Here is an 18,832-nt window from a genome sequence, read left to right as displayed (position 1 = left end):
TGTCTTACGCGTGAAGCGTTTCGGCGGCGTAGAGAGTGTTTTCCAGCAGGCAGGCGCGAGTCATGGGGCCGACGCCGCCTGGGACCGGAGTGATCCAGCTGGCGCGCTGTTCGGCTACATCATATTCCACGTCCCCCACCAGCTTGCCATCGTCCTGGCGATTGATGCCGACATCGATGACGATCGCGCCGGGCTTGATCCACTCGCCTTTCACCAGGCCGGGCTTGCCGGCGGCCACTACCACCAGGTCTGCGTTGGCTACGTGGCCGGCTAGATCCTTGGTGAATCGGTGTGTAACCGTTACGGTGCAGCCAGCGAGCAGAAGTTCGAGGGTCATGGGGCGGCCGACGATGTTGGAGGCGCCCACAACAACGGCGTTCATGCCGTAGAGGTCGGCGCCGGTGCTTTCCAGGAGGGTCATGATGCCCTTGGGAGTGCAGGGGCGAAGCAGGGGGATGCGTTGGGCCAGGCGGCCGACGTTGTAAGGGTGGAAACCGTCCACGTCCTTGTCGGGGTGGATGCGCTCTAGCAGCTGCGAGGCGTCCAGGTGTTCCGGCAGCGGTAGCTGAACCAGGATGCCGTCGATCGCCGGGTCTTCATTGAGGCGATCGATCAGGGCCAGCAGCTCAGCCTGGCTGGTGCTGGCGGGCAAGTCATGGGCCTGCGACAGAAAGCCGACTTCCTCGCAATCCTTGCGCTTGTGGGCGACATAGACCTGGGAGGCGGGATCGCTGCCGACCAGGATCACTGCGAGGCCGGGGACGCGAAGTCCTTGCTGGCGACGCTCGGCGACACGTAGGGCTATCTGCTGGCGGAGGCGGGCGGCGATCGTTTTGCCGTCGATCAGTTGTGCGGTCATGACGCTAGATTAACCATCGGGAAGGGCTAAAAAGGGCGCGTATTCTCGCATGGAGGGGCGGGCGGGCAAAGGCGGGCGGTCGGCATTTTGTCCTGACGCTTATATCTTTCTGATTTTTTTCAATTTTCCAGTTGACGAGGGGTAGGGCTGGCTATAAGATGCGCCCCGCTTGTCGAGCACAGCCTGTCGCTGGGTAAGACGGTAAAGACGAATCCAAGTGATTCGGTCTTGGCCGAAGCTTTATAGTCTGCTCGCAGATATAAGCGCCCGTAGCTCAGCTGGATAGAGCATCCGCCTTCTAAGCGGATGGTCGCAGGTTCGAGTCCTGCCGGGCGTGCCATTTGGCACATTTGGCTCAAGCAATGCGTAATATGGTGGGCGTAGCTCAGTTGGTAGAGCACAGGATTGTGGCTCCTGGTGTCGTGGGTTCGATTCCCATCGTCCACCCCATATTCCAGAGAGCGCCAGGCAACGTGCCTGGCGTTTTCGTTTCAAGTGTTGTCTCTGCGGACGTGGTGGAATTGGTAGACACACTGGATTTAGGTTCCAGCGCCGCAAGGCGTGAGAGTTCGAGTCTCTCCGTCCGCACCATGATGTTCGAGTCGTGCTGAATAGTGGATGCTCCGCGGGTTCTTGGCGATTCTGGTTGTAAAACGGTGGCCCCAGTGGCTACCGTTGCTGATGAAAATCAGTGAATGCGCGATATGGTGGGCGTAGCTCAGTTGGTAGAGCACAGGATTGTGGCTCCTGGTGTCGTGGGTTCGATTCCCATCGTCCACCCCATATTCATGAAGACGCCAGGCTCAGTGCCTGGCGTTTTCATTTCCGGATCGAGGCGCCCCCGACGCAGTGTGGAGTCGGGGCACTGCCCGCCCTCGCGAAGCATCGCGAATTCCTTTCTTCTCTCTCTTCAATTTTCCGGCTGTTTCTGGCGGGTGACTTCTGTAAATCGAGCCACTAGAATGCATGCCCTTGATTCTGGGGCCGGAACGGCCGGCTTATGTCTGTGCAACGAGGATTATCCATGCAAGTTTCTGTAGAAAGCACCTCCGCTCTTGAGCGCCGCATGACCATCGGCGTGCCGGCCGAGCGCGTCGAGAACGAAGTGACCAAGCGCCTGCAGCAGACTGCCCGCCGCGCCAAGGTTGCCGGTTTCCGTCCGGGCAAAGTGCCGATGAGCGTCATTCGTCAGCGCTTCGAGGACTCCGCTCGTCAGGAAGTCCTGGGCGACCTGATCCAGTCTTCCTTCTATGAAGCTGTTGTCGAGCAGAAGCTGAATCCGGCCGGTGCCCCGTCTGTCGAGCCTAAAGTGTTCGAGAAGGGCAAGGATCTTGAGTTCATCGCCACTTTCGAAGTGTTCCCCGAATTCAAGGTTGCCGGTTTCGAAGAGATCGCCATCGAACGCCTGCAGGCTGAGGTTGGCGACGCTGATGTCGACAACATGCTGGACATCCTGCGCAAGCAGAACACCCGTTTCGAGGCTGTTGAGCGCGCCGCCGAGAACGGTGATCAACTGAACATCGATTTCGTCGGTAAGGTTGACGGTGAGGCCTTTGCTGGCGGCTCCGCCAAAGGCACCCTGCTGGTGCTGGGTTCCGGTCGCATGATTCCGGGCTTCGAAGAGGCTCTGGTTGGCGTCAAGGCCGGTGAAGAGCGTGTGATCAATCCGACCTTCCCGGCTGACTACCAGAACCTGGACCTGGCTGGTAAGACTGCAGAGTTCACCGTGACCGTGAACAGTGTTTCCGCTCCTCAACTGCCTGAGTTGAACGATGAGTTCTTCTCCCTGTTCGGCATCAAGGAAGGTGGTCTGGAAGGCTTCCGCGCCGAAGTTCGCAAGAACATGGAGCGTGAGCTGCGTCAGGCCACCAAGTCCAAGGTGAAGAACCAGGTGATGGACGGTCTGCTGGCTGCCAACGCCGTTGAAGTGCCGAAGGCCCTGATCGGCAACGAAGTGAATCGTCTGCGCGTCCAGGCTGTTCAGCAGTTCGGTGGCAACATCAACCCCGAGCAACTGCCGGCTGAGCTGTTCGAAGAGCAAGCCAAGCGCCGCGTGGTCCTGGGCCTGATCGTGGCCGAAGTGGTCAAGCAGTTCGAGCTGAAGCCGGACGAAGCTCGCGTGCGCGAGCTGATCGAAGAGATGGCCTCCGCCTATCAGGAGCCTGAGCAAGTCGTGGCCTGGTACTACAAGAACGACCAGCAACTGAACGAAGTCCGTTCGGTTGTGCTGGAAGAGCAAGTTGTAGATACTGTCCTGCAGAAGGCCAAAGTGACCGACACGTCGGTTTCCTACGAAGAGGCAGTCAAGCCGGCAGAAGCTCCGAAAGCCGACTGATCGTTCCGCCTCCTTCGAATACACCATAAGCCAGCCTCCGAGCTGGCTTATGCGTCTTTGAGACATGACTATCTAATTAGGGAGTGATCGCAGGACATGTCCCGCAATTCTTTCGTGCAGCAAATGCCTGACATCCAAGCCGCTGGCGGTCTGGTGCCGATGGTGATCGAGCAGTCCGCCCGTGGCGAACGTGCTTATGACATTTATTCGCGCCTGTTGAAGGAGCGCGTGATCTTCCTGGTGGGCCCCGTAGAAGACTACATGGCCAATCTGGTGGTGGCGCAGCTGCTTTTCCTCGAGGCCGAGAACCCTGACAAGGACATTCAGCTCTACATCAACTCCCCGGGTGGCTCGGTGACTGCCGGTATGTCGATCTACGACACCATGCAGTTCATCAAACCCGACGTTTCAACCCTTTGCATTGGTCAGGCGTGCAGTATGGGAGCCCTGCTGCTGGCTGGTGGTGCTGCGGGCAAGCGTTTCTGCCTGCCGCATTCGCGCATGATGATTCACCAGCCGTTGGGCGGTTTCCAGGGGCAGGCCTCGGACATCGAGATTCATGCCCGAGAGATACTCACCATTCGCGAGCGCCTGAACAAGATCCTGGCCGACCACACTGGTCAGCCGATTGACGTGATCGCGCGCGATACCGACCGCGACAATTTCATGAGTGGTGACGAGGCAGTCAAATACGGCCTGATCGATCAGGTGCTCAGCAAGCGCCAGCTCGTGGGCTAAGCCCATCCGCAAGACTGCGGCCGGAGAATATCCGGCCGTTTCGCGGGGTTGAAAATGCCCGCATTTGCCTTCATCTTGTGTTTCAAGCCTACCCGATTGGATCGATCGAATGACTGACACCCGCAACGGCGAGGACAACGGCAAACTGCTTTATTGCTCTTTCTGCGGCAAAAGCCAGCACGAAGTACGCAAACTGATTGCCGGTCCCTCCGTATTTATCTGCGACGAGTGCGTCGACCTGTGCAACGACATCATCCGTGAGGAGGTGCAGGAAGCCCAGGCCGAGAGCAGTGCGCACAAACTGCCCGCGCCCAAGGAAATTCGCACCATCCTCGACCAATACGTGATTGGTCAGGAGCGCGCGAAGAAGGTTCTCGCGGTAGCGGTGTACAACCACTACAAGCGTCTGAACCAGCGCGACAAGAAAGATGACGTCGAACTGGGCAAGAGCAACATTCTGCTGATCGGGCCCACCGGCTCGGGCAAGACGCTGCTGGCTGAAACCCTGGCTCGCCTGCTTAACGTACCCTTCACCATCGCTGATGCCACTACCCTCACAGAGGCGGGTTACGTTGGCGAAGACGTTGAGAACATCATCCAGAAGCTGCTGCAGAAGTGCGATTACGATGTAGAGAAGGCCCAGATGGGTATCGTCTATATCGACGAGATCGACAAGATTTCCCGCAAGTCGGACAACCCCTCCATCACCCGCGACGTATCGGGCGAGGGTGTGCAGCAGGCCCTGCTGAAGCTGATCGAAGGCACCGTCGCCTCGGTTCCGCCGCAAGGCGGTCGCAAGCATCCGCAACAGGAATTCCTGCAGGTTGATACCCGCAACATACTGTTCATCTGCGGTGGTGCGTTTGCTGGCCTGGAAAAAGTGATCCAGAACCGTTCGACCAGAGGTGGTATCGGTTTCAATGCCGAAGTCCGCAGCAAGGATCTGGGCAAGAAGGTGGGCGAAGCCCTCCGTGAAGTCGAGCCGGAGGACCTTGTGAAGTTCGGCCTGATTCCGGAGTTCGTAGGTCGACTGCCGGTCATTGCCACCCTCGACGAACTGGATGAGGCTGCGCTGATGCAGATCCTCACCGAGCCGAAGAACGCGCTGACCAAGCAATACGCCAAACTGTTCGAAATGGAAGGAGTGGACCTCGAGTTCCGCCCGGATGCGCTCAAAGCCGTTGCCCATCGGGCGCTGGAGCGTAAAACCGGTGCACGCGGCCTACGCTCCATCCTCGAAGGTATCCTGCTCGACACCATGTATGAGATTCCCTCTCAAACAGATGTAAGCAAGGTAGTCATCGACGAAAGTGTCATCGAAGGATCGTCCAAGCCTCTGTTGATCTACGAGAACAACGAGCAGCCTGCCAAGGCGGCGCCTGACGCTTGATGAAACAAAGGGGCCTACGGGCCCCTTTGTATTTACTGCCTTAAAGCTTGTTTTTTCCCGGGCCTAACCCCATCTTAGGGCCAAGGGTTTTCCCATCTGTTTACGGCCCAAGGGCCGCCGTAGAGCTGATACCATGAATACGACTGCCGAATTACCTCTCCTGCCATTGCGCGATGTCGTGGTCTATCCGCACATGGTCATTCCCCTTTTCGTGGGGCGTGAGAAATCCATCGAGGCTCTCGAAGCTGCGATGACGGGGGACAAGCAGATCCTCCTGGTTGCCCAGAAGAACCCGGCCGACGATGATCCGGGCGAAGATGCCCTGTATCGCATGGGTACTGTCGCCACCGTTCTGCAACTCTTGAAGCTACCCGATGGCACAGTGAAAGTGCTGGTTGAGGGCGAGCAGCGGGGCGCCATCGAGCGTTTCATCGAAGTTGACGGTCATTGCCGCGCCGAAGTCAGCCTGGTCGACGAAGTCGATGCAGGCGAGCGCGAATCTGAAGTATTTATCCGCAGTTTGCTCAGCCAGTTCGAACAGTACGTTCAATTGGGCAAGAAAGTCCCGTCCGAGGTGCTTTCGTCGCTGAACAGCATCGATGAGCCGGGTCGCCTTGTGGACACCATGGCTGCCCACATGGCGCTGAAGATCGAGCAGAAGCAGGAAATCCTCGAACTGACCGACCTTTCCGAGCGTGTCGAGCATGTCTTGGCGCTGCTGGATGCCGAGATCGATCTGCTGCAGGTCGAGAAACGTATTCGTGGCCGCGTCAAGAAGCAGATGGAGCGTAGCCAGCGCGAGTACTACCTGAATGAGCAGATGAAGGCTATTCAGAAAGAGCTGGGCGACATCGATGAAGGCCACAACGAAGTCGAGGAGTTGAAAAAACGCATCGACAACGCTGGGTTGACCAAAGAGGCGCTTGCCAAGGCTAATGCCGAGCTGAACAAGCTGAAGCAAATGTCGCCAATGTCCGCCGAAGCGACTGTGGTGCGCTCCTATATCGATTGGCTGGTCAATGTCCCATGGAAGGCCGAAAGCAAGGTTCGACTGGATCTGGCCAAAGCCGAGGATATCCTCGACGCTGATCATTACGGCCTGGAGGAGGTCAAGGAGCGTATCCTTGAATACCTCGCCGTGCAGAAGCGCGTGAAGAAGGTCAAGGGGCCAGTTCTCTGCCTGGTGGGCCCGCCCGGTGTCGGCAAGACCTCGCTGGCCGAGTCTATTGCACGTGCCACCAATCGCAAGTTCGTGCGCATGGCCCTCGGCGGCGTACGTGACGAGGCCGAGATTCGCGGTCATCGTCGTACCTACATTGGTTCCATGCCCGGTCGTTTAATCCAGAAGATGACCAAGGTCGGTGTGCGCAACCCGCTTTTCCTGCTCGACGAGATCGACAAGATGGGCAGCGACATGCGCGGTGATCCTGCGTCTGCGCTGCTGGAAGTGCTTGATCCCGAGCAGAACCACAATTTCAACGACCACTACCTGGAAGTCGACTACGACCTCTCGGACGTGATGTTCCTGTGCACTGCCAACTCCATGAACATTCCGGCACCGCTGCTGGATCGTATGGAAGTGATTCGACTGCCTGGTTACACCGAAGACGAGAAGGTCAACATCGCCGTCAAGTACCTCGCACCCAAACAGACCAAGGCAAACGGCCTGAAGAAGGGTGAGTTGGAGTTCGACGAAGAGGCCATTCGCGACATCATTCGTTACTACACCCGAGAAGCCGGTGTACGCAGCCTTGAGCGTCAGCTCGCCAAGGTCTGCCGCAAGGCTGTGAAGGAACACGCTCGCGAGAAACGCTTCGCCGTGCAGGTCACCGCCGAATCGCTGGAGCACTTCCTTGGCGTGCGTAAATATCGCTACGGTCTGGCCGAGCAGCAGGATCAGATTGGTCAGGTAACTGGGCTGGCGTGGACTCAGGTTGGTGGCGAATTGCTGACCATCGAGGCAGCAGTCGTTCCTGGAAAGGGGCAACTGACCAAGACCGGTTCGCTGGGTGACGTGATGGCAGAATCCATTACGGCAGCTCTTACCGTGGTGCGTAGCCGGGCGAAGAGCCTGGGTATTCAGGCGGACTTCCACGAGAAACGGGATATCCACATCCACATGCCCGAGGGCGCTACTCCGAAGGATGGCCCCAGCGCTGGTATCGGCATGTGCACTGCGTTGGTTTCGGCCATGACGCAGATTCCGGTTCGTGCTGATGTGGCTATGACCGGGGAAATTACACTGCGGGGTCAGGTACTGGCGATTGGCGGTCTGAAAGAGAAATTGCTGGCCGCACATCGTGGTGGAATCAAGACCGTGATCATTCCCGAAGAGAATGTGCGCGATCTGAAAGAAATTCCCGAGAATATCAAGCAAGACTTGGCGATTAAACCAGTTAAATGGATTGACGAGGTCCTGCAAATTGCGCTGCAATACGCCCCGGAGCCCTTGCCCGATGCGGCTCCGGAGATGGTTGCAAAGGATGACAAACGCGAGACTGATTCCAAGGAGCGAATCAGCACGCATTAGCCGGGGGGCTTCCTTGACACATTTTTAGAGCCCTTGTTATAAAGCGGCTCTTATGTGTTAGCAGGCCAACCAGCACCCGCTTTGCTTACACCAAACAACTAAGAAACAACTCAACAGAAATAAGGGGACTTAAGAGTGAACAAGTCGGAACTGATTGATGCTATCGCCGCATCTGCTGACATCCCGAAAGCTGTAGCTGGCCGCGCGCTGGACGCAGTTATCGAATCCGTTACTGGCGCTCTGAAGGCTGGTGACTCCGTGGTCCTGGTTGGCTTCGGTACTTTCGCAGTTAAAGAGCGTGCCGCTCGTACTGGCCGCAACCCGCAGACCGGCAAGCCGATCAAGATTGCTGCTGCCAAGATCCCTGGCTTCAAGGCCGGCAAAGCTCTGAAAGACGCCGTCAACTAAGCGTCTTTCGGGCTTTGCCCGACCGGGCCGGGCAAGCCTGGCCTGATAGCGGAGCGGTGGAAGCGAAGGGTTTCTTCCTACCACCAGAGAGGTCGAATCTCAGACTCCGCAAGCTACGAGAAGGCGCATCCTAGGATGCGCCTTTCTCTTATTCGGATACTCTACCCGCGTTACTCGGCTGCGACTCAATGTGGCCGTTTCTGGGGGACCCATGCTGCAGAACATACGGGACAATTCACAGGGGTGGATTGCCAAAACCATCATTGGCGTCATCATCGCGCTGCTGGCGCTGACCGGCTTCGACGCCATCTTCAATGCCACCAGCAATCGCCAGAGCGCGGCTGAGGTGAACGGTGATGAGATCACTCTGGACCAACTGAGCGAAGCCGTGAACATGCAGCGCCGCCAGTTGCAGCAACAGTTGGGTAAGGACTTCGATGCCTCCCTGTTGGACGAGAAGCTGTTGCGTGAAGCCGCGCTGAAGGGGTTGATCGAACGTAAGCTCTTGCTGCAAGGCGCTGGAGAGGCCGACTTTGCCTTCTCGCAGAGTGCTATTGACCAGTTGATCCTGCAGACGCCGGAGTTCCAAGTGGACGGCAAATTCAATGCCGACCGCTTCGATCAGGTGATTCGTCAGATGAACTACAGCCGCCTGCAGTTCCGCCAGATGCTCGAGCAGGAGATGCTCATCGGCCAACTGCGTGCTGGTCTGGCTGGTAGTGGTTTCGTGACCGATGCAGAAGTTGAAGCTTTCGCTCGTCTGGAGAAACAGACTCGCGATTTCGCGACACTGACCCTGAAAGCTGACCCGGCTGCAGTCAGCGTTTCTGATGATGAGCTCAAGGCCTACTACGACGGTCACGTCGACCAATTCATGAGCCCCGAGCAGGTGGTGATCGAGTACGTCGAACTGAAGAAAGCTGCCTTCTTCAGTCAGGTTGAAGCCAAGGAGGAAGACCTCCAGGCCCAGTACCAGAAAGAGATCAGCAACCTTGCCGAACAGCGTCAGGCCGCCCACATCCTGGTAGAGGTCAGCGACAAGCTCAGCGAAGAGCAGGCCAAGGCCAAAGTCGAGCAGATCAAGCAGCGTCTGGACAAGGGTGAAGACTTCGCCGCCCTGGCCAAGGAGTTCTCTGACGACTCCGGCTCCGCTACCAATGGCGGGGACTTGGGCTTTGCCGGCCCTGGCGTCTATGACCCGGCTTTTGAAGAGTCGCTGTACGCGCTGAAGCAGGGCGAGGTTTCCCCTCCGGTGCTTACCCAGTACGGTTGGCACCTGATCAAACTGCTGGGTGTGCAGGCGCCCGAGGTACCGAGTTTCGAGAGCCTGAAGCCGAAACTGGAACACGACATCAAGGCTCAGCAGGTCGAGCAGCGCTTCGTCGAGGTAAGCAAGGAACTGGAAGATGCCGCATTCGAGGCTTCGGACTTGGCGCAGCCTGCGCAGGAGTTGAACCTTGAAGTGAAGACCAGCGCCCCGTTCGGTCGTGAAGGTGGCGAAGGCCTGACTGCAAATCGCCAAGTCCTCCAGGCCGCGTTCAGTCCGGAAGTGCTGGAAGACGGCGCCAACAGTTCTGCCATTGAGCTCGATCCGGACACCGTAGTCGTTCTGCGTGTGAAAGAGCACAAGAAGCCCGAACAGCTGTCGCTGGACAAGGTCAGTGACAGTATCCGCCAGCACCTGATGGAGCAGAAGGCCGGCGAAGCCGTCAAGACCAAAGGTGACGCCCTGATTGCCAGCCTGCGCGAAGGTAACACCCCGGTTGAGCAGGCCCAGGACGGTCAATCCTGGCAGGTGGTAGAAGCCGCGACCCGTAGCCAGGAAGGTATCGAGCCGGTTGTGTTGCAGGCCCTGTTCCGCATGCCGAAACCTGCGGCCGCCGACAAGCCCGAGTTCACTGGCGTGAAACTTGGCAACGGCGACTATGTGGTGATCCGTCTGAACGGCATCAGTCAGTCGGAAGAGAAGCTTTCGGAGCAGGAGAAGGCGATGTACAGCCGCTTCCTCGCCTCGCGCAGTGGCCAGCAAGACTTTGCTGCCTACCGTCGCCAGTTGGAAGAGAAGGCGAAGATCGAACGTTTCTGACGTGTGATGTATGAAAGAGGCCGCTCTATGCGGCCTTTTTCTTTGGTCGGTGTCCCAGACCGTTCGAATGGCGGGGTGAAGCGTTAGCCTTGCTCAGGTATCACGGTTCCGCTCAGCTCGGTATGGTGGATTGATTAAACGTGATTGGTCCGGTAACAGGCTCCGCTTGGCCATCGCCCACAAAAAAGCCCGCACTTGAGTGCGGGCTTCTTCGTAAGTGCGGCTATCAGTCTTCGATGTTGCCCATGGCTGTGGTGTTGAAACCGCCGTCCACGTACATGATTTCGCCGCTGATACCCGAGGCCAGGTCGGAGCAGAGGAAGGCACCGGCGTTGCCGACTTCCTCGATGGTCACGTTGCGACGCAGGGGGGTCTGTTTCTCGTTCGCAGCGAGCATCTTGCGGAAGCTCTTGATGCCGGAAGCCGCCAGGGTCCGGATCGGGCCAGCGGAGATGGCGTTCACGCGCGTGCCTTCCGGGCCGAGGCTGCCGGCCAGGTAACGTACACCGGCTTCCAGGCTGGCCTTGGCCATGCCCATGACGTTGTAGTTCGGCATGGTGCGCTCGGCGCCCAGGTAGGACAGGGTCAGCAGGCTGCCGTTGCGGCCTTTCATCATTTCGCGACCGGCCTTGGCCAGGGCCACGAAGCTGTAGGCGCTGATGTCGTGGGCGATGCGGAAGCCATCACGGGTGGTGACTTCGGTGAAGTCGCCGTCCAGTTGGTCGCCTGGAGCGAAACCGACCGAGTGGACGATGCAGTCCAAGCCGTCCCACTTCTTGCTGAGGGCCTCGAAGACAGCGGCGATTTCTTCGTCGTTGGCCACGTCGCAGGGGAAGCAGAGCTCGGCATTGGAGCCCCAGCTTGCGGCGAATTCTTCGACGCGGCCTTTCAGCTTGTCGTTCTGGTAGGTGAAGGCGAGCTCGGCGCCTTCGCGATGCATGGCTGCAGCGATGCCCGATGCGATGGACAGTTTGCTGGCTACGCCAACGATCAGTACGCGCTTACCGGCGAGAAAACCCATGTGCTTTCATCCTCTTCTGGTTAATGGGCAGTTTCTGGAACCAGGAATGCGGCTTCCAGCAACTGCTTCGTATAGCTGTGCTGCGGTGCGGCGAAGATGCCTTCGGCTGGACCCTGCTCGACCACCTGCCCGTGCTTGATCACCATCAGTTGGTGGCTCAATGCTCGGACCACCGCCAGATCATGGCTGATGAACAGGTAGGTCAAGTCGTACTTGGTCTGCAACCTACGCAGCAACTCCACCACTTGGCGCTGAACCGTCCGGTCGAGCGCCGAGGTGGGCTCGTCCAGCAGGATCAGTGCCGGTTTCAGCACCAACGCCCGGGCAATGGCAATCCGCTGCCGCTGCCCGCCGGAAAACTCGTGGGGGTAGCGGTGCCGGGTTTCCGGGTCCAACCCTACCTCCAGGAGCGCGTCGATGATGGCCTGTTCCTGCTCCGCCTCGGTGCCGATGCGGTGGATCCGAAGCCCCTCGCCGACAATCTGGCCCACGCACATGCGCGGGCTGAGACTGCCGAAGGGATCCTGGAAGACCACTTGCATCTCGCGCCGGAACGGCCGCACGTCCTTCTGCGACAGTCCGTCCAGTGCCTGGCCCTGGAAACGGATGCCGCCCCGGCTGCCCAGCAGCCGAAGAATCGCCAGGCCCAGCGTGGACTTGCCGGAGCCGCTTTCGCCCACGATACCCAGGGTCTGGCCCTGCAGCAGGCTGAAATTGACGCCGTCCACGGCCTTCACGTGATCCACGGTGCGTCGCAGCAAGCCCTTCTTGATCGGGAACCACACACGCAGGTCATCGACCTCCAGCAGTGGTGCTCCCACCGGGTTCTGTGCCGGCTGGCCCGACGGCTCGGCGCCGATCAGTTCCTTGGTGTAGGGATGCTGCGGTGTATGGAACAGCTCATCACACGACGCTTGTTCGACGATGCAACCTCGCTGCATGACACATACGCGATGCGCAATTCTCCGCACCAGGTTGAGGTCGTGGCTGATCAGCAGCAACGCCATGCCCAGGCGTGCCTGCAGTTCCTTTAGCAGCTCGAGGATTTTCAGCTGGACGGTGACATCCAGCGCAGTAGTGGGTTCGTCGGCGATCAGGAGTTCCGGCTCGTTGGCCAGTGCCATTGCGATCATCACCCGTTGCCGTTGCCCACCGGAGAGTTCGTGTGGAAAGGCCTTGAGGCGTTTGTGCGGCTCGGGGATGCCGACCAGCTCCAGCAGTTCCAGTGTGCGTTTGGTGGCGGCCTTGCCAGTCAACCCCTTGTGCAGGCCCAGTACTTCGTTGATCTGCTTTTCGATGCTGTGTAGCGGATTGAGCGAGGTCATGGGCTCCTGGAAGACCATAGCGATGCGGTTGCCACGAATACCGCGCAGCTTGTTTTCGGGTAGCTTCAGCAGGTCCTTGCCGGCGTAGTTGATGCTGCCGTTCGGGTGGCGGGCGAGCGGGTAGGGCAGAAGGCGCAGGATGGAGTGCGCGGTTACCGACTTGCCGGAGCCGCTTTCGCCCACCAGGGCCAGGGTTTCGCCTTTGCGGATGTCGAAACTGACGCCTTCGACCACGCGCTGGACCTTCTCACCGGTGACGAACTCGACGGCGAGGTCGCGTATTTCGATCAGGTTCTCGCTCATTTCACTTCCTTGGGTCGAACGCATCGCGCGCGGCTTCGCCGATGAACACCAGCAAGGTCAACATGGCCGCCAGCACCAGGAAGGCAGAAATGCCCAGCCAGGGAGCCTGCAGGTTGGATTTGCCCTGGGCTACCAACTCGCCGAGGGAAGGGGCTCCCGGTGGAAGGCCGAAGCCAAGGAAGTCCAGCGCGGTCAGGGTGCCGATGGCGCCGGTGAGGATGAATGGCATGAAAGTCATGGTGGACACCATGGCATTGGGCAGGATGTGGCGGAACATGATGGCGCCATTCTCCATGCCCAGTGCGCGGGCCGCGCGCACGTATTCCAGGTTGCGGCCACGAAGAAACTCGGCACGCACCACGTCCACCAGGCTCATCCATGAGAACAGCAGCATGATGCCCAGCAGCCACCAGAAGTTCGGCTGCACGAAGCTGGCCAGGATGATCAGGAGGTAGAGCACGGGCAGGCCGGACCAGATTTCAAGGAAGCGTTGGCCGGCCAGGTCCACCCAGCCGCCGTAAAAGCCCTGCAAGGCTCCGGCGATCACGCCGATGATGGAGCTCAGCAAGGTCAGGGTCAGGGCGAACAGCACCGAGATGCGAAAGCCGTAGATGATCCGAGCCATCACGTCGCGCCCCTGGTCATCCGTACCCAGCCAGTTTTCCGCCGAGGGCGGCGCCGGAGCCGGTACCTTGAGTTCGTAGTTGATGGTGTCGTAGCTGAAGGGAATGGGGGCCCAGATCATGCTGCCGCCCTTGGATTCGATCAGCTCGCGGATATAGGGCGTCTTGTAGTTGGCTTCCAGCGGGAACTCGCCGCCGAAGGTGGTTTCCGGATAGCGCTTGAGGAAGGGGAAGTACCACTGGCCGTTGTAGTCGACCATCAACGGTTTGTCGTTGGCGATCATTTCGGCGCCCAGGCTCAGGATGAAGAGGATCAGGAACAGCCAGAGCGACCACCAGCCGCGCTTGTTGGCCTTGAAACGTGCGAAGCGGCGCTGGTTGATGGGGGAGAGGGCCATGCTCAACCCTCCCGGTTTTCGAAGTCGATGCGAGGATCGACCAGGGTATAGGTGAGATCGCCGATCAGTTTCACGACCAGTCCCAGCAAAGTGAAGATGAAGAGTGTGCCGAACACCACGGGGTAATCGCGATTCAGCGCGGACTCGAAGCTCAGCAGACCCAGGCCGTCGAGGGAGAAGATCACCTCGATCAGTAGTGATCCCGTGAAGAACAGGCCGATGAAGGCCGCCGGGAAACCGGCGATGATCAGCAGCATCGCATTACGGAACACGTGGCCATAAAGCACGCGGTTTTCCGATAGGCCCTTGGCGCGGGCAGTGGTCACGTACTGTTTGTTGATCTCGTCGAGAAAGCTGTTCTTGGTCAGCAGGGTGAGGGTGGCGAAGTTGCCGATCACCAGCGCAGTCACTGGCAGGGCCAGGTGCCAGAAGTAGTCGAGCATCTTGCCGGTCAGGCTCAGTTCGTCGAAGTTGTTCGAGGTGAGGCCGCGAAGGGGGAACCAGTCGAAGTAGCTACCGCCAGCAAACAGCACGATCAGCAGGATGGCGAACAGAAACGCCGGGATGGCGTAGCCGATGATGATTGCCGTGCTGCTCCAGACGTCGAAGGCGCTGCCGTGGCGCACGGCCTTGGCGATCCCCAGGGGTATGGAGACCAGGTACATGATCAGGGTGCTCCAGAGCCCGAGGGAGATGGACACCGGCAACTTCTCGATGATCAGGTCGGTGACCTTGGCATCACGGAAGAAGCTATTGCCGAAATCCAGTTTCAGGTAGTTGGTGATCATCAGCCAGAAGCGTTCCGGAGCCGGCTTGTCGAAGCCGTACATCTTCTCGATCTCGGCCACCAGTTCCGGGTCGAGGCCCTGGGCGCCGCGGTAGTTCGAGCCCGCCGTGGCCACTTCCGAGCCGCCGCCGGAGATGCGTCCGGTGGCGCCACCGGCCGCGGCATCGAAGCCTTCCAGTTTCGCGATCATCTGTTCCACCGGACCACCGGGAGCGGCCTGGATGATGATGAAGTTGATCAGCAGGATGCCGAACAGGGTGGGAACGATCAGCAGCAGTCGACGCAGTATGTAGGCGAGCATTTACTGGGCATCCGGCTCGGAGATGGCTTGCTCGGACTCGTTAGCAGTTTCCGTGCCCGGTTTCTGCCACCAGGTCATCAGGCTGTAGTCATAGAGCGGCGTCGTTTCGGGGCGCTGGAAGTGGTTCCAGTAGGCCACGCGCCAGGTGTCGACGTAGTAGTTGGGCACCACATAGTGACCCCAGAGCAGTACCCGATCGAGGGCGCGGGCGTGTTTCACCAGGCTTTTGCGTGAGTCGGCGCGGATCAGGCCCTCCACTAGCTTGTCGATGGCAGGGTCGCGCAGGCCGATGAAGTTGCGGCTGCCGGCACTGTCGGCGCTGCGCGAGTGCCAGAACTCCATCTGTTCGTTGCCCGGCGAGCTGGACTGCCCCCAGGTGGCCGGGATCATGTCGAAGTCGCGCGAGCGCAGGCGGTTGATGTACTGGGAAACGTCCACGCGGCGAATCTGCAGGTCGATGCCTAGCTCCGCCAGGTTGCGCTTGAAGGGCAGGATCACGCGTTCCAGGTTGGCCTGGGCGATGAGGATCTCGAAGGCCAGGGGCTTGCCGTCCGGGCCGACCATCTTGTCGTTCTCGATCTTGTAGCCGGCCTCCATGAGCAACTGGTAAGCGCGGCGTTTCTGGTCGCGGATGATGCCGCTGCCGTCACTCACCGGCGGTTTGAACACCTGGGTGAAGACTTCGCCCGGCACCTGGTCACGCAGCGGCTCGAGGATTTTCAGCTCCTCGGCATCAGGCATCTCGTGGGACGCCATCTCCGAGTTCTCGAAGTAGCTGCTGGTGCGTTTGTAGGCGCCAAAGAACAGCTGCTTGTTGGCCCATTCGAAGTCGAACAGCTGGGCGATGGCCTCGCGTACCCGGCGGTCCTGGAATGCTGGTCGGCGAATGTTGAAGGCAAAGCCCTGCATCCCGGTCGGGTTATGGTTCGGGATGGCTTCCTTGACGATCTTGCCAGCGCGCAGGGCAGGGCTTTCGTAGCCGGTAGCCCAATCCTTGGCGGAGTACTCCAGGTTGAAGTCAAACTGGCCGGCCTTGAAGGCCTCCAGTGACACCGACATGTCACGGTAGTAGTCGACGGTTATCGCATCGAAGTTGTAGTAACCGCGCGTGACCGGAAGGTCTTTGGCCCACCAGTCCTTGACCCGCTCATAGCGAATGGAGCGGCCAGCGTCCACCTTGGCGATTCGGTAAGGGCCGCTGCCGAGCGGCGGGGCGAGGTCGGTCTTACCGAAGTCGCGACCCGCCCAGAAGTGCTTGGGCAGTACCTGGATCTGGCCGAGGATCAGCGGCAGTTCACGATTGCCCGCGTGCTTGAAGTCGAAGCGCACGCGCAACGTGTCCTCGGCCTCCACCTTGTCCACGTCGGCGTAATAGTGGCGGTACATGGGGTCGCCATGCTCGACGAGGGTGTTGAAGGTGAATATCACGTCCTCGGCCGTCACCGGCTGGCCATCGTGGAAGCGCGCCTTGGGATTCAGGTAGAAGCGCACGTAGCTGTTGTCCGGCGCCTTTTCGATCTTCTCCGCCAGCAGGCCGTACTCGGTGAAGGGTTCATCCGGGGAGTGGAAGGTCAGGCTGTCGTAGATCAGGCCGATCTGGTCGGCCGAATTGCCCCGCGGAATGAAGGGGTTGAGGCTGTCGAACCCGCCGACGCCGGCGAGACGCAGGGCACCACCCTTGGGCGCATCCGGGTTGACCCAGGAAAAGTGCGTGAAGTTCGCCGGGTACTTGGCAGGCTCGTCATACAGGGTGATGGCGTACTTGGGTTCGGCCGTGGCGAGGCCGGCCAGGGACAGCAGCAGGGCGCCACAACCTTGCAGGCATTGGTTGCGCAGCGTTTTGCTCATCGGGCGTTCTCCGTGGGCTTCAGCCACCAGGCACGCAGGCCCAGGGTGTAGGGCGGTGTGGTGACGAAGGCGAACCGGTTGCGGTAGGCCAGGCGGTGATAATTGATGTACCAGTTGGGGACGCTGTAGTGCTCCCAGAGCAGGGTGCGGTCGAGTGCTCGCGCGGCGGCCAGTTGTTCGTCGCGGCTCTGGGCGCCGAGAAGTTTGTCGATCAAGTCGTCGGCCACCGGGTTGGCGACGCCCGCGTAATTCTTGCTGCCCTTCACGCCCACCTGGCTGGAGTGGAAGTAGAGGTATTGCTCCAGGCCCGGACTCAGGGTCTGCGGCAGGGTCATCAGGATCATGTCGTAGTCGAAGTGGTCGAGGCGCTGTTTGTACTGCGCGCGGTCCACGGTCCTCAGGCTGACGTCGATGCCGATGCTGGCAAGGTTTTCGCGATAGGGCTGGAGGATACGTTCAAGGTTCGGGTTGACCAGCAGGATTTCAAAACGCAGCGGCTGGCCACGATCATTCACCAGGCGCTGGCCGGACAGTTTCCAGCCGGCTCCGGCCAATAGACCTAGGGCGCGGCGAAGGGTTTCCCGCGGGATGCCGCGCCCCTCGGTGGTGGGTACCTGGAACGGCCGGATGAACAGCGACTCCGGCAACTCCTTGCGGTGGGGTGACAGCAGCAACCACTCGTGCCCTTCGGGCTTGCCCTGGGCGCTGAACTCGCTATTGGGGTAGTAGCTCGTGGAGCGCATATAGGCGTTGTTGAACAGGGTACGGTTGGTCCATTCGAAGTCGAACATCAGTCCCATCGCTTCGCGCACCTTGCGGTCACTGAATATGGCGCGGCGGGTGTTCATGAACAGGGCCTGGGTCTGGGTCGGGATCTGGTGCGGGATCTCGGCGCGTATGACGTCGCCACGGGCGATGGCCGGGAAACGATAGCCATTGGCCCAGTTCTTCGCCTGATGCTCGATGTAGAAATCGAACTCCCCAGCCTTGAAGGCTTCGAACGCGACGTTGCTGTCGCGGTAGAACTCCACTTCGACCCGATCAAAGTTGTACTTGCCACGGTTGGCCGGCAATTTCTCGCCCCACCAGTCCTTCACCCGCTCGAATACCAGGCTGCGTCCCGGCCGAACCTGAGCGATGCGATAAGGGCCGCTGCCCAGGGGGGGCTCGAAGGTGGTGGCCTTGAAGTCGCGGTTTTCCCAGTAGTGCTGGGGGAGAACGGGCAACTCGCCAAGGCGCAGGATCAGCAGCGGGTTGCCGGCGCGCTTGAGTACGAAGCGAATGCGGTGGCGGTTGAGGATGTCGACCCGCTTCACTTCCTGCAGGCTGGTGCGGTATTGAGGATGGCCGTTCTCGACCAGCGTGCGGTAGGAGAAGGCCACGTCATAGGCGGTAATCGGCTTGCCGTCGTGGAAGCGGGCTTCCTCGCGCAGGTTGAACACCACCCAGCTTCGGTCCTCGCTGTATTCGACGCTCCTGGCGATCAGCCCGTAGCTCGAGGCGGGTTCGTCCCCGGAGGGGTCGTACTGGCCGGTACCCACCATCAACGGCTCGTTCAATTCGGTGACGCCGTACTGCAGGAAGTTGGGCGTGGCCGCCGGGCTGGTGCCCTTGAAGGTGTAGGGATTGAGGGTGTCGAAGTTGCCGAAGGCCATGACCCGCAGTGTTCCGCCCTTGGGGGCACTGGGGTTGACCCATTCGAAATGGTCGAAGTTGGCGGGGTACTTCAGCATGCCGAACTGCGCATAGCCGTGGCTTTCAATCAGGCTGGCGAAGCTGGGTTGGGCCAGCAGGCCGATGAGCATGAACGCAAGGCGACGCATCAGGCGGGGGTCCGATCCATGGCTGTTGTGTCGGGCATATGAGCGCTGGCCTCGCTG

General features: G+C 59.8%; 13 protein-coding genes and 4 tRNA genes. 10 read left to right on the top strand and 7 right to left on the bottom strand.

Going from position 1 to position 18,832, the window contains the following annotated elements:
* Positions 1-4 precede the first annotated feature (4 nt).
* The gene (folD, locus tag E8F20_RS13865) at positions 5-859 is read right to left on the bottom strand and encodes a bifunctional methylenetetrahydrofolate dehydrogenase/methenyltetrahydrofolate cyclohydrolase FolD (protein ID WP_280284212.1); all 855 of its coding nucleotides are present in this window, start codon (positions 857-859) and stop codon (positions 5-7) included.
* Positions 860-1,122: 263 nt separating this feature from the next.
* Between folD and E8F20_RS13860 the strand changes: the two genes are divergently transcribed.
* The 10 genes from E8F20_RS13860 to E8F20_RS13815 all read left to right on the top strand — a co-directional run bounded on the left by E8F20_RS13860 (position 1,123) and on the right by E8F20_RS13815 (position 10,346).
* A tRNA-Arg gene (locus E8F20_RS13860) sits at positions 1,123-1,199 on the top strand.
* A 34-nt stretch (positions 1,200-1,233) separates the two neighbouring features.
* Positions 1,234-1,309: transfer RNA gene (locus E8F20_RS13855), tRNA-His, on the top strand.
* A 56-nt stretch (positions 1,310-1,365) separates the two neighbouring features.
* Positions 1,366-1,450: transfer RNA gene (locus tag E8F20_RS13850), tRNA-Leu, on the top strand.
* Between the two features lie 116 nt (positions 1,451-1,566).
* Positions 1,567-1,642 (top strand) — tRNA-His (locus tag E8F20_RS13845).
* 241 nt (positions 1,643-1,883) lie between these two features.
* Positions 1,884-3,194, top strand: a complete 1,311-nt coding sequence (gene tig, locus E8F20_RS13840; protein WP_280284211.1) for a trigger factor — start codon at positions 1,884-1,886, stop codon at positions 3,192-3,194.
* Positions 3,195-3,290: 96 nt separating this feature from the next.
* Complete coding sequence (clpP, locus tag E8F20_RS13835) at positions 3,291-3,932, top strand: ATP-dependent Clp endopeptidase proteolytic subunit ClpP (RefSeq protein WP_028627764.1); 642 nt, start codon at positions 3,291-3,293, stop codon at positions 3,930-3,932.
* Positions 3,933-4,041: 109 nt separating this feature from the next.
* Positions 4,042-5,322, top strand: coding sequence for an ATP-dependent Clp protease ATP-binding subunit ClpX (gene clpX / locus E8F20_RS13830; RefSeq protein ID WP_028627763.1), 1,281 nt, complete (start codon positions 4,042-4,044; stop codon positions 5,320-5,322).
* A gap of 133 nt (positions 5,323-5,455) precedes the next feature.
* Positions 5,456-7,852, top strand: a complete 2,397-nt coding sequence (gene lon / locus E8F20_RS13825; protein ID WP_280284210.1) for an endopeptidase La — start codon at positions 5,456-5,458, stop codon at positions 7,850-7,852.
* A gap of 135 nt (positions 7,853-7,987) precedes the next feature.
* Positions 7,988-8,260 (top strand): nucleoid-associated protein HU-beta, encoded by a 273-nt coding sequence (gene hupB, locus E8F20_RS13820; protein WP_003087931.1) that lies wholly within the window; start codon positions 7,988-7,990, stop codon positions 8,258-8,260.
* Positions 8,261-8,471: 211 nt separating this feature from the next.
* Positions 8,472-10,346 carry a SurA N-terminal domain-containing protein gene (locus E8F20_RS13815; protein WP_280284209.1) on the top strand — a complete coding sequence of 625 codons (1,875 nt, stop codon included), beginning with the start codon at positions 8,472-8,474 and terminating at the stop codon, positions 10,344-10,346.
* Positions 10,347-10,572: 226 nt separating this feature from the next.
* Here the strand turns inward: E8F20_RS13815 and fabI are convergent, their stop codons facing one another.
* From fabI to E8F20_RS13785, 6 genes are read right to left on the bottom strand one after another with little or no spacing between them, the layout of a single operon-like run.
* Positions 10,573-11,367 carry an enoyl-ACP reductase FabI gene (fabI, locus tag E8F20_RS13810; protein ID WP_280284208.1) on the bottom strand — a complete coding sequence of 265 codons (795 nt, stop codon included), beginning with the start codon at positions 11,365-11,367 and terminating at the stop codon, positions 10,573-10,575.
* Between the two features lie 20 nt (positions 11,368-11,387).
* Entirely contained in the window at positions 11,388-12,995 is a 1,608-nt protein-coding gene (locus E8F20_RS13805) for an ABC transporter ATP-binding protein (RefSeq protein WP_280284207.1), read from the bottom strand.
* Position 12,996: 1 nt separating this feature from the next.
* Entirely contained in the window at positions 12,997-14,016 is a 1,020-nt protein-coding gene (locus tag E8F20_RS13800) for an ABC transporter permease (RefSeq protein ID WP_280284206.1), read from the bottom strand.
* A gap of 2 nt (positions 14,017-14,018) precedes the next feature.
* Entirely contained in the window at positions 14,019-15,104 is a 1,086-nt protein-coding gene (locus tag E8F20_RS13795) for a microcin C ABC transporter permease YejB (protein WP_280284205.1), read from the bottom strand.
* On the bottom strand, positions 15,105-16,952 hold the full coding sequence (locus E8F20_RS13790; RefSeq protein ID WP_280284204.1) for an extracellular solute-binding protein: 1,848 nt from the start codon (positions 16,950-16,952) through the stop codon (positions 15,105-15,107).
* Positions 16,949-18,775: an extracellular solute-binding protein gene (locus tag E8F20_RS13785; protein WP_280284203.1), complete on the bottom strand. Its 1,827-nt coding sequence runs from the start codon at positions 18,773-18,775 to the stop codon at positions 16,949-16,951. The genes E8F20_RS13790 and E8F20_RS13785 overlap by 4 nt, the downstream gene beginning before the upstream one ends.
* Positions 18,776-18,832: the final 57 nt, after the last annotated feature.

The organism is Pseudomonas sp. BN415, assembly GCF_029871195.1.
Taxonomy (GTDB): Bacteria; Pseudomonadota; Gammaproteobacteria; order Pseudomonadales; family Pseudomonadaceae; genus Metapseudomonas; species Metapseudomonas resinovorans.
Note: the sequence above shows the minus strand (reverse complement) of the source record. Positions and strands in the feature narration are given on the sequence as shown.

What these genes read in the sequence shown, in the direction of transcription:
- folD (WP_280284212.1), bottom strand. Translation starts at nt 859, where the DNA reads ATGACCGCACAACTGATCGACGGCAAAACGATCGCCGCCCGCCTCCGC.
- tig (WP_280284211.1), top strand. Translation starts at nt 1,884, where the DNA reads ATGCAAGTTTCTGTAGAAAGCACCTCCGCTCTTGAGCGCCGCATGACC.
- clpP (WP_028627764.1), top strand. Translation starts at nt 3,291, where the DNA reads ATGTCCCGCAATTCTTTCGTGCAGCAAATGCCTGACATCCAAGCCGCT.
- clpX (WP_028627763.1), top strand. Translation starts at nt 4,042, where the DNA reads ATGACTGACACCCGCAACGGCGAGGACAACGGCAAACTGCTTTATTGC.
- lon (WP_280284210.1), top strand. Translation starts at nt 5,456, where the DNA reads ATGAATACGACTGCCGAATTACCTCTCCTGCCATTGCGCGATGTCGTG.
- E8F20_RS13815 (WP_280284209.1), top strand. Translation starts at nt 8,472, where the DNA reads ATGCTGCAGAACATACGGGACAATTCACAGGGGTGGATTGCCAAAACC.
- fabI (WP_280284208.1), bottom strand. Translation starts at nt 11,367, where the DNA reads ATGGGTTTTCTCGCCGGTAAGCGCGTACTGATCGTTGGCGTAGCCAGC.
- E8F20_RS13805 (WP_280284207.1), bottom strand. Translation starts at nt 12,995, where the DNA reads ATGAGCGAGAACCTGATCGAAATACGCGACCTCGCCGTCGAGTTCGTC.
- E8F20_RS13800 (WP_280284206.1), bottom strand. Translation starts at nt 14,016, where the DNA reads ATGGCCCTCTCCCCCATCAACCAGCGCCGCTTCGCACGTTTCAAGGCC.
- E8F20_RS13795 (WP_280284205.1), bottom strand. Translation starts at nt 15,104, where the DNA reads ATGCTCGCCTACATACTGCGTCGACTGCTGCTGATCGTTCCCACCCTG.
- E8F20_RS13790 (WP_280284204.1), bottom strand. Translation starts at nt 16,952, where the DNA reads ATGAGCAAAACGCTGCGCAACCAATGCCTGCAAGGTTGTGGCGCCCTG.
- E8F20_RS13785 (WP_280284203.1), bottom strand. Translation starts at nt 18,775, where the DNA reads ATGCGTCGCCTTGCGTTCATGCTCATCGGCCTGCTGGCCCAACCCAGC.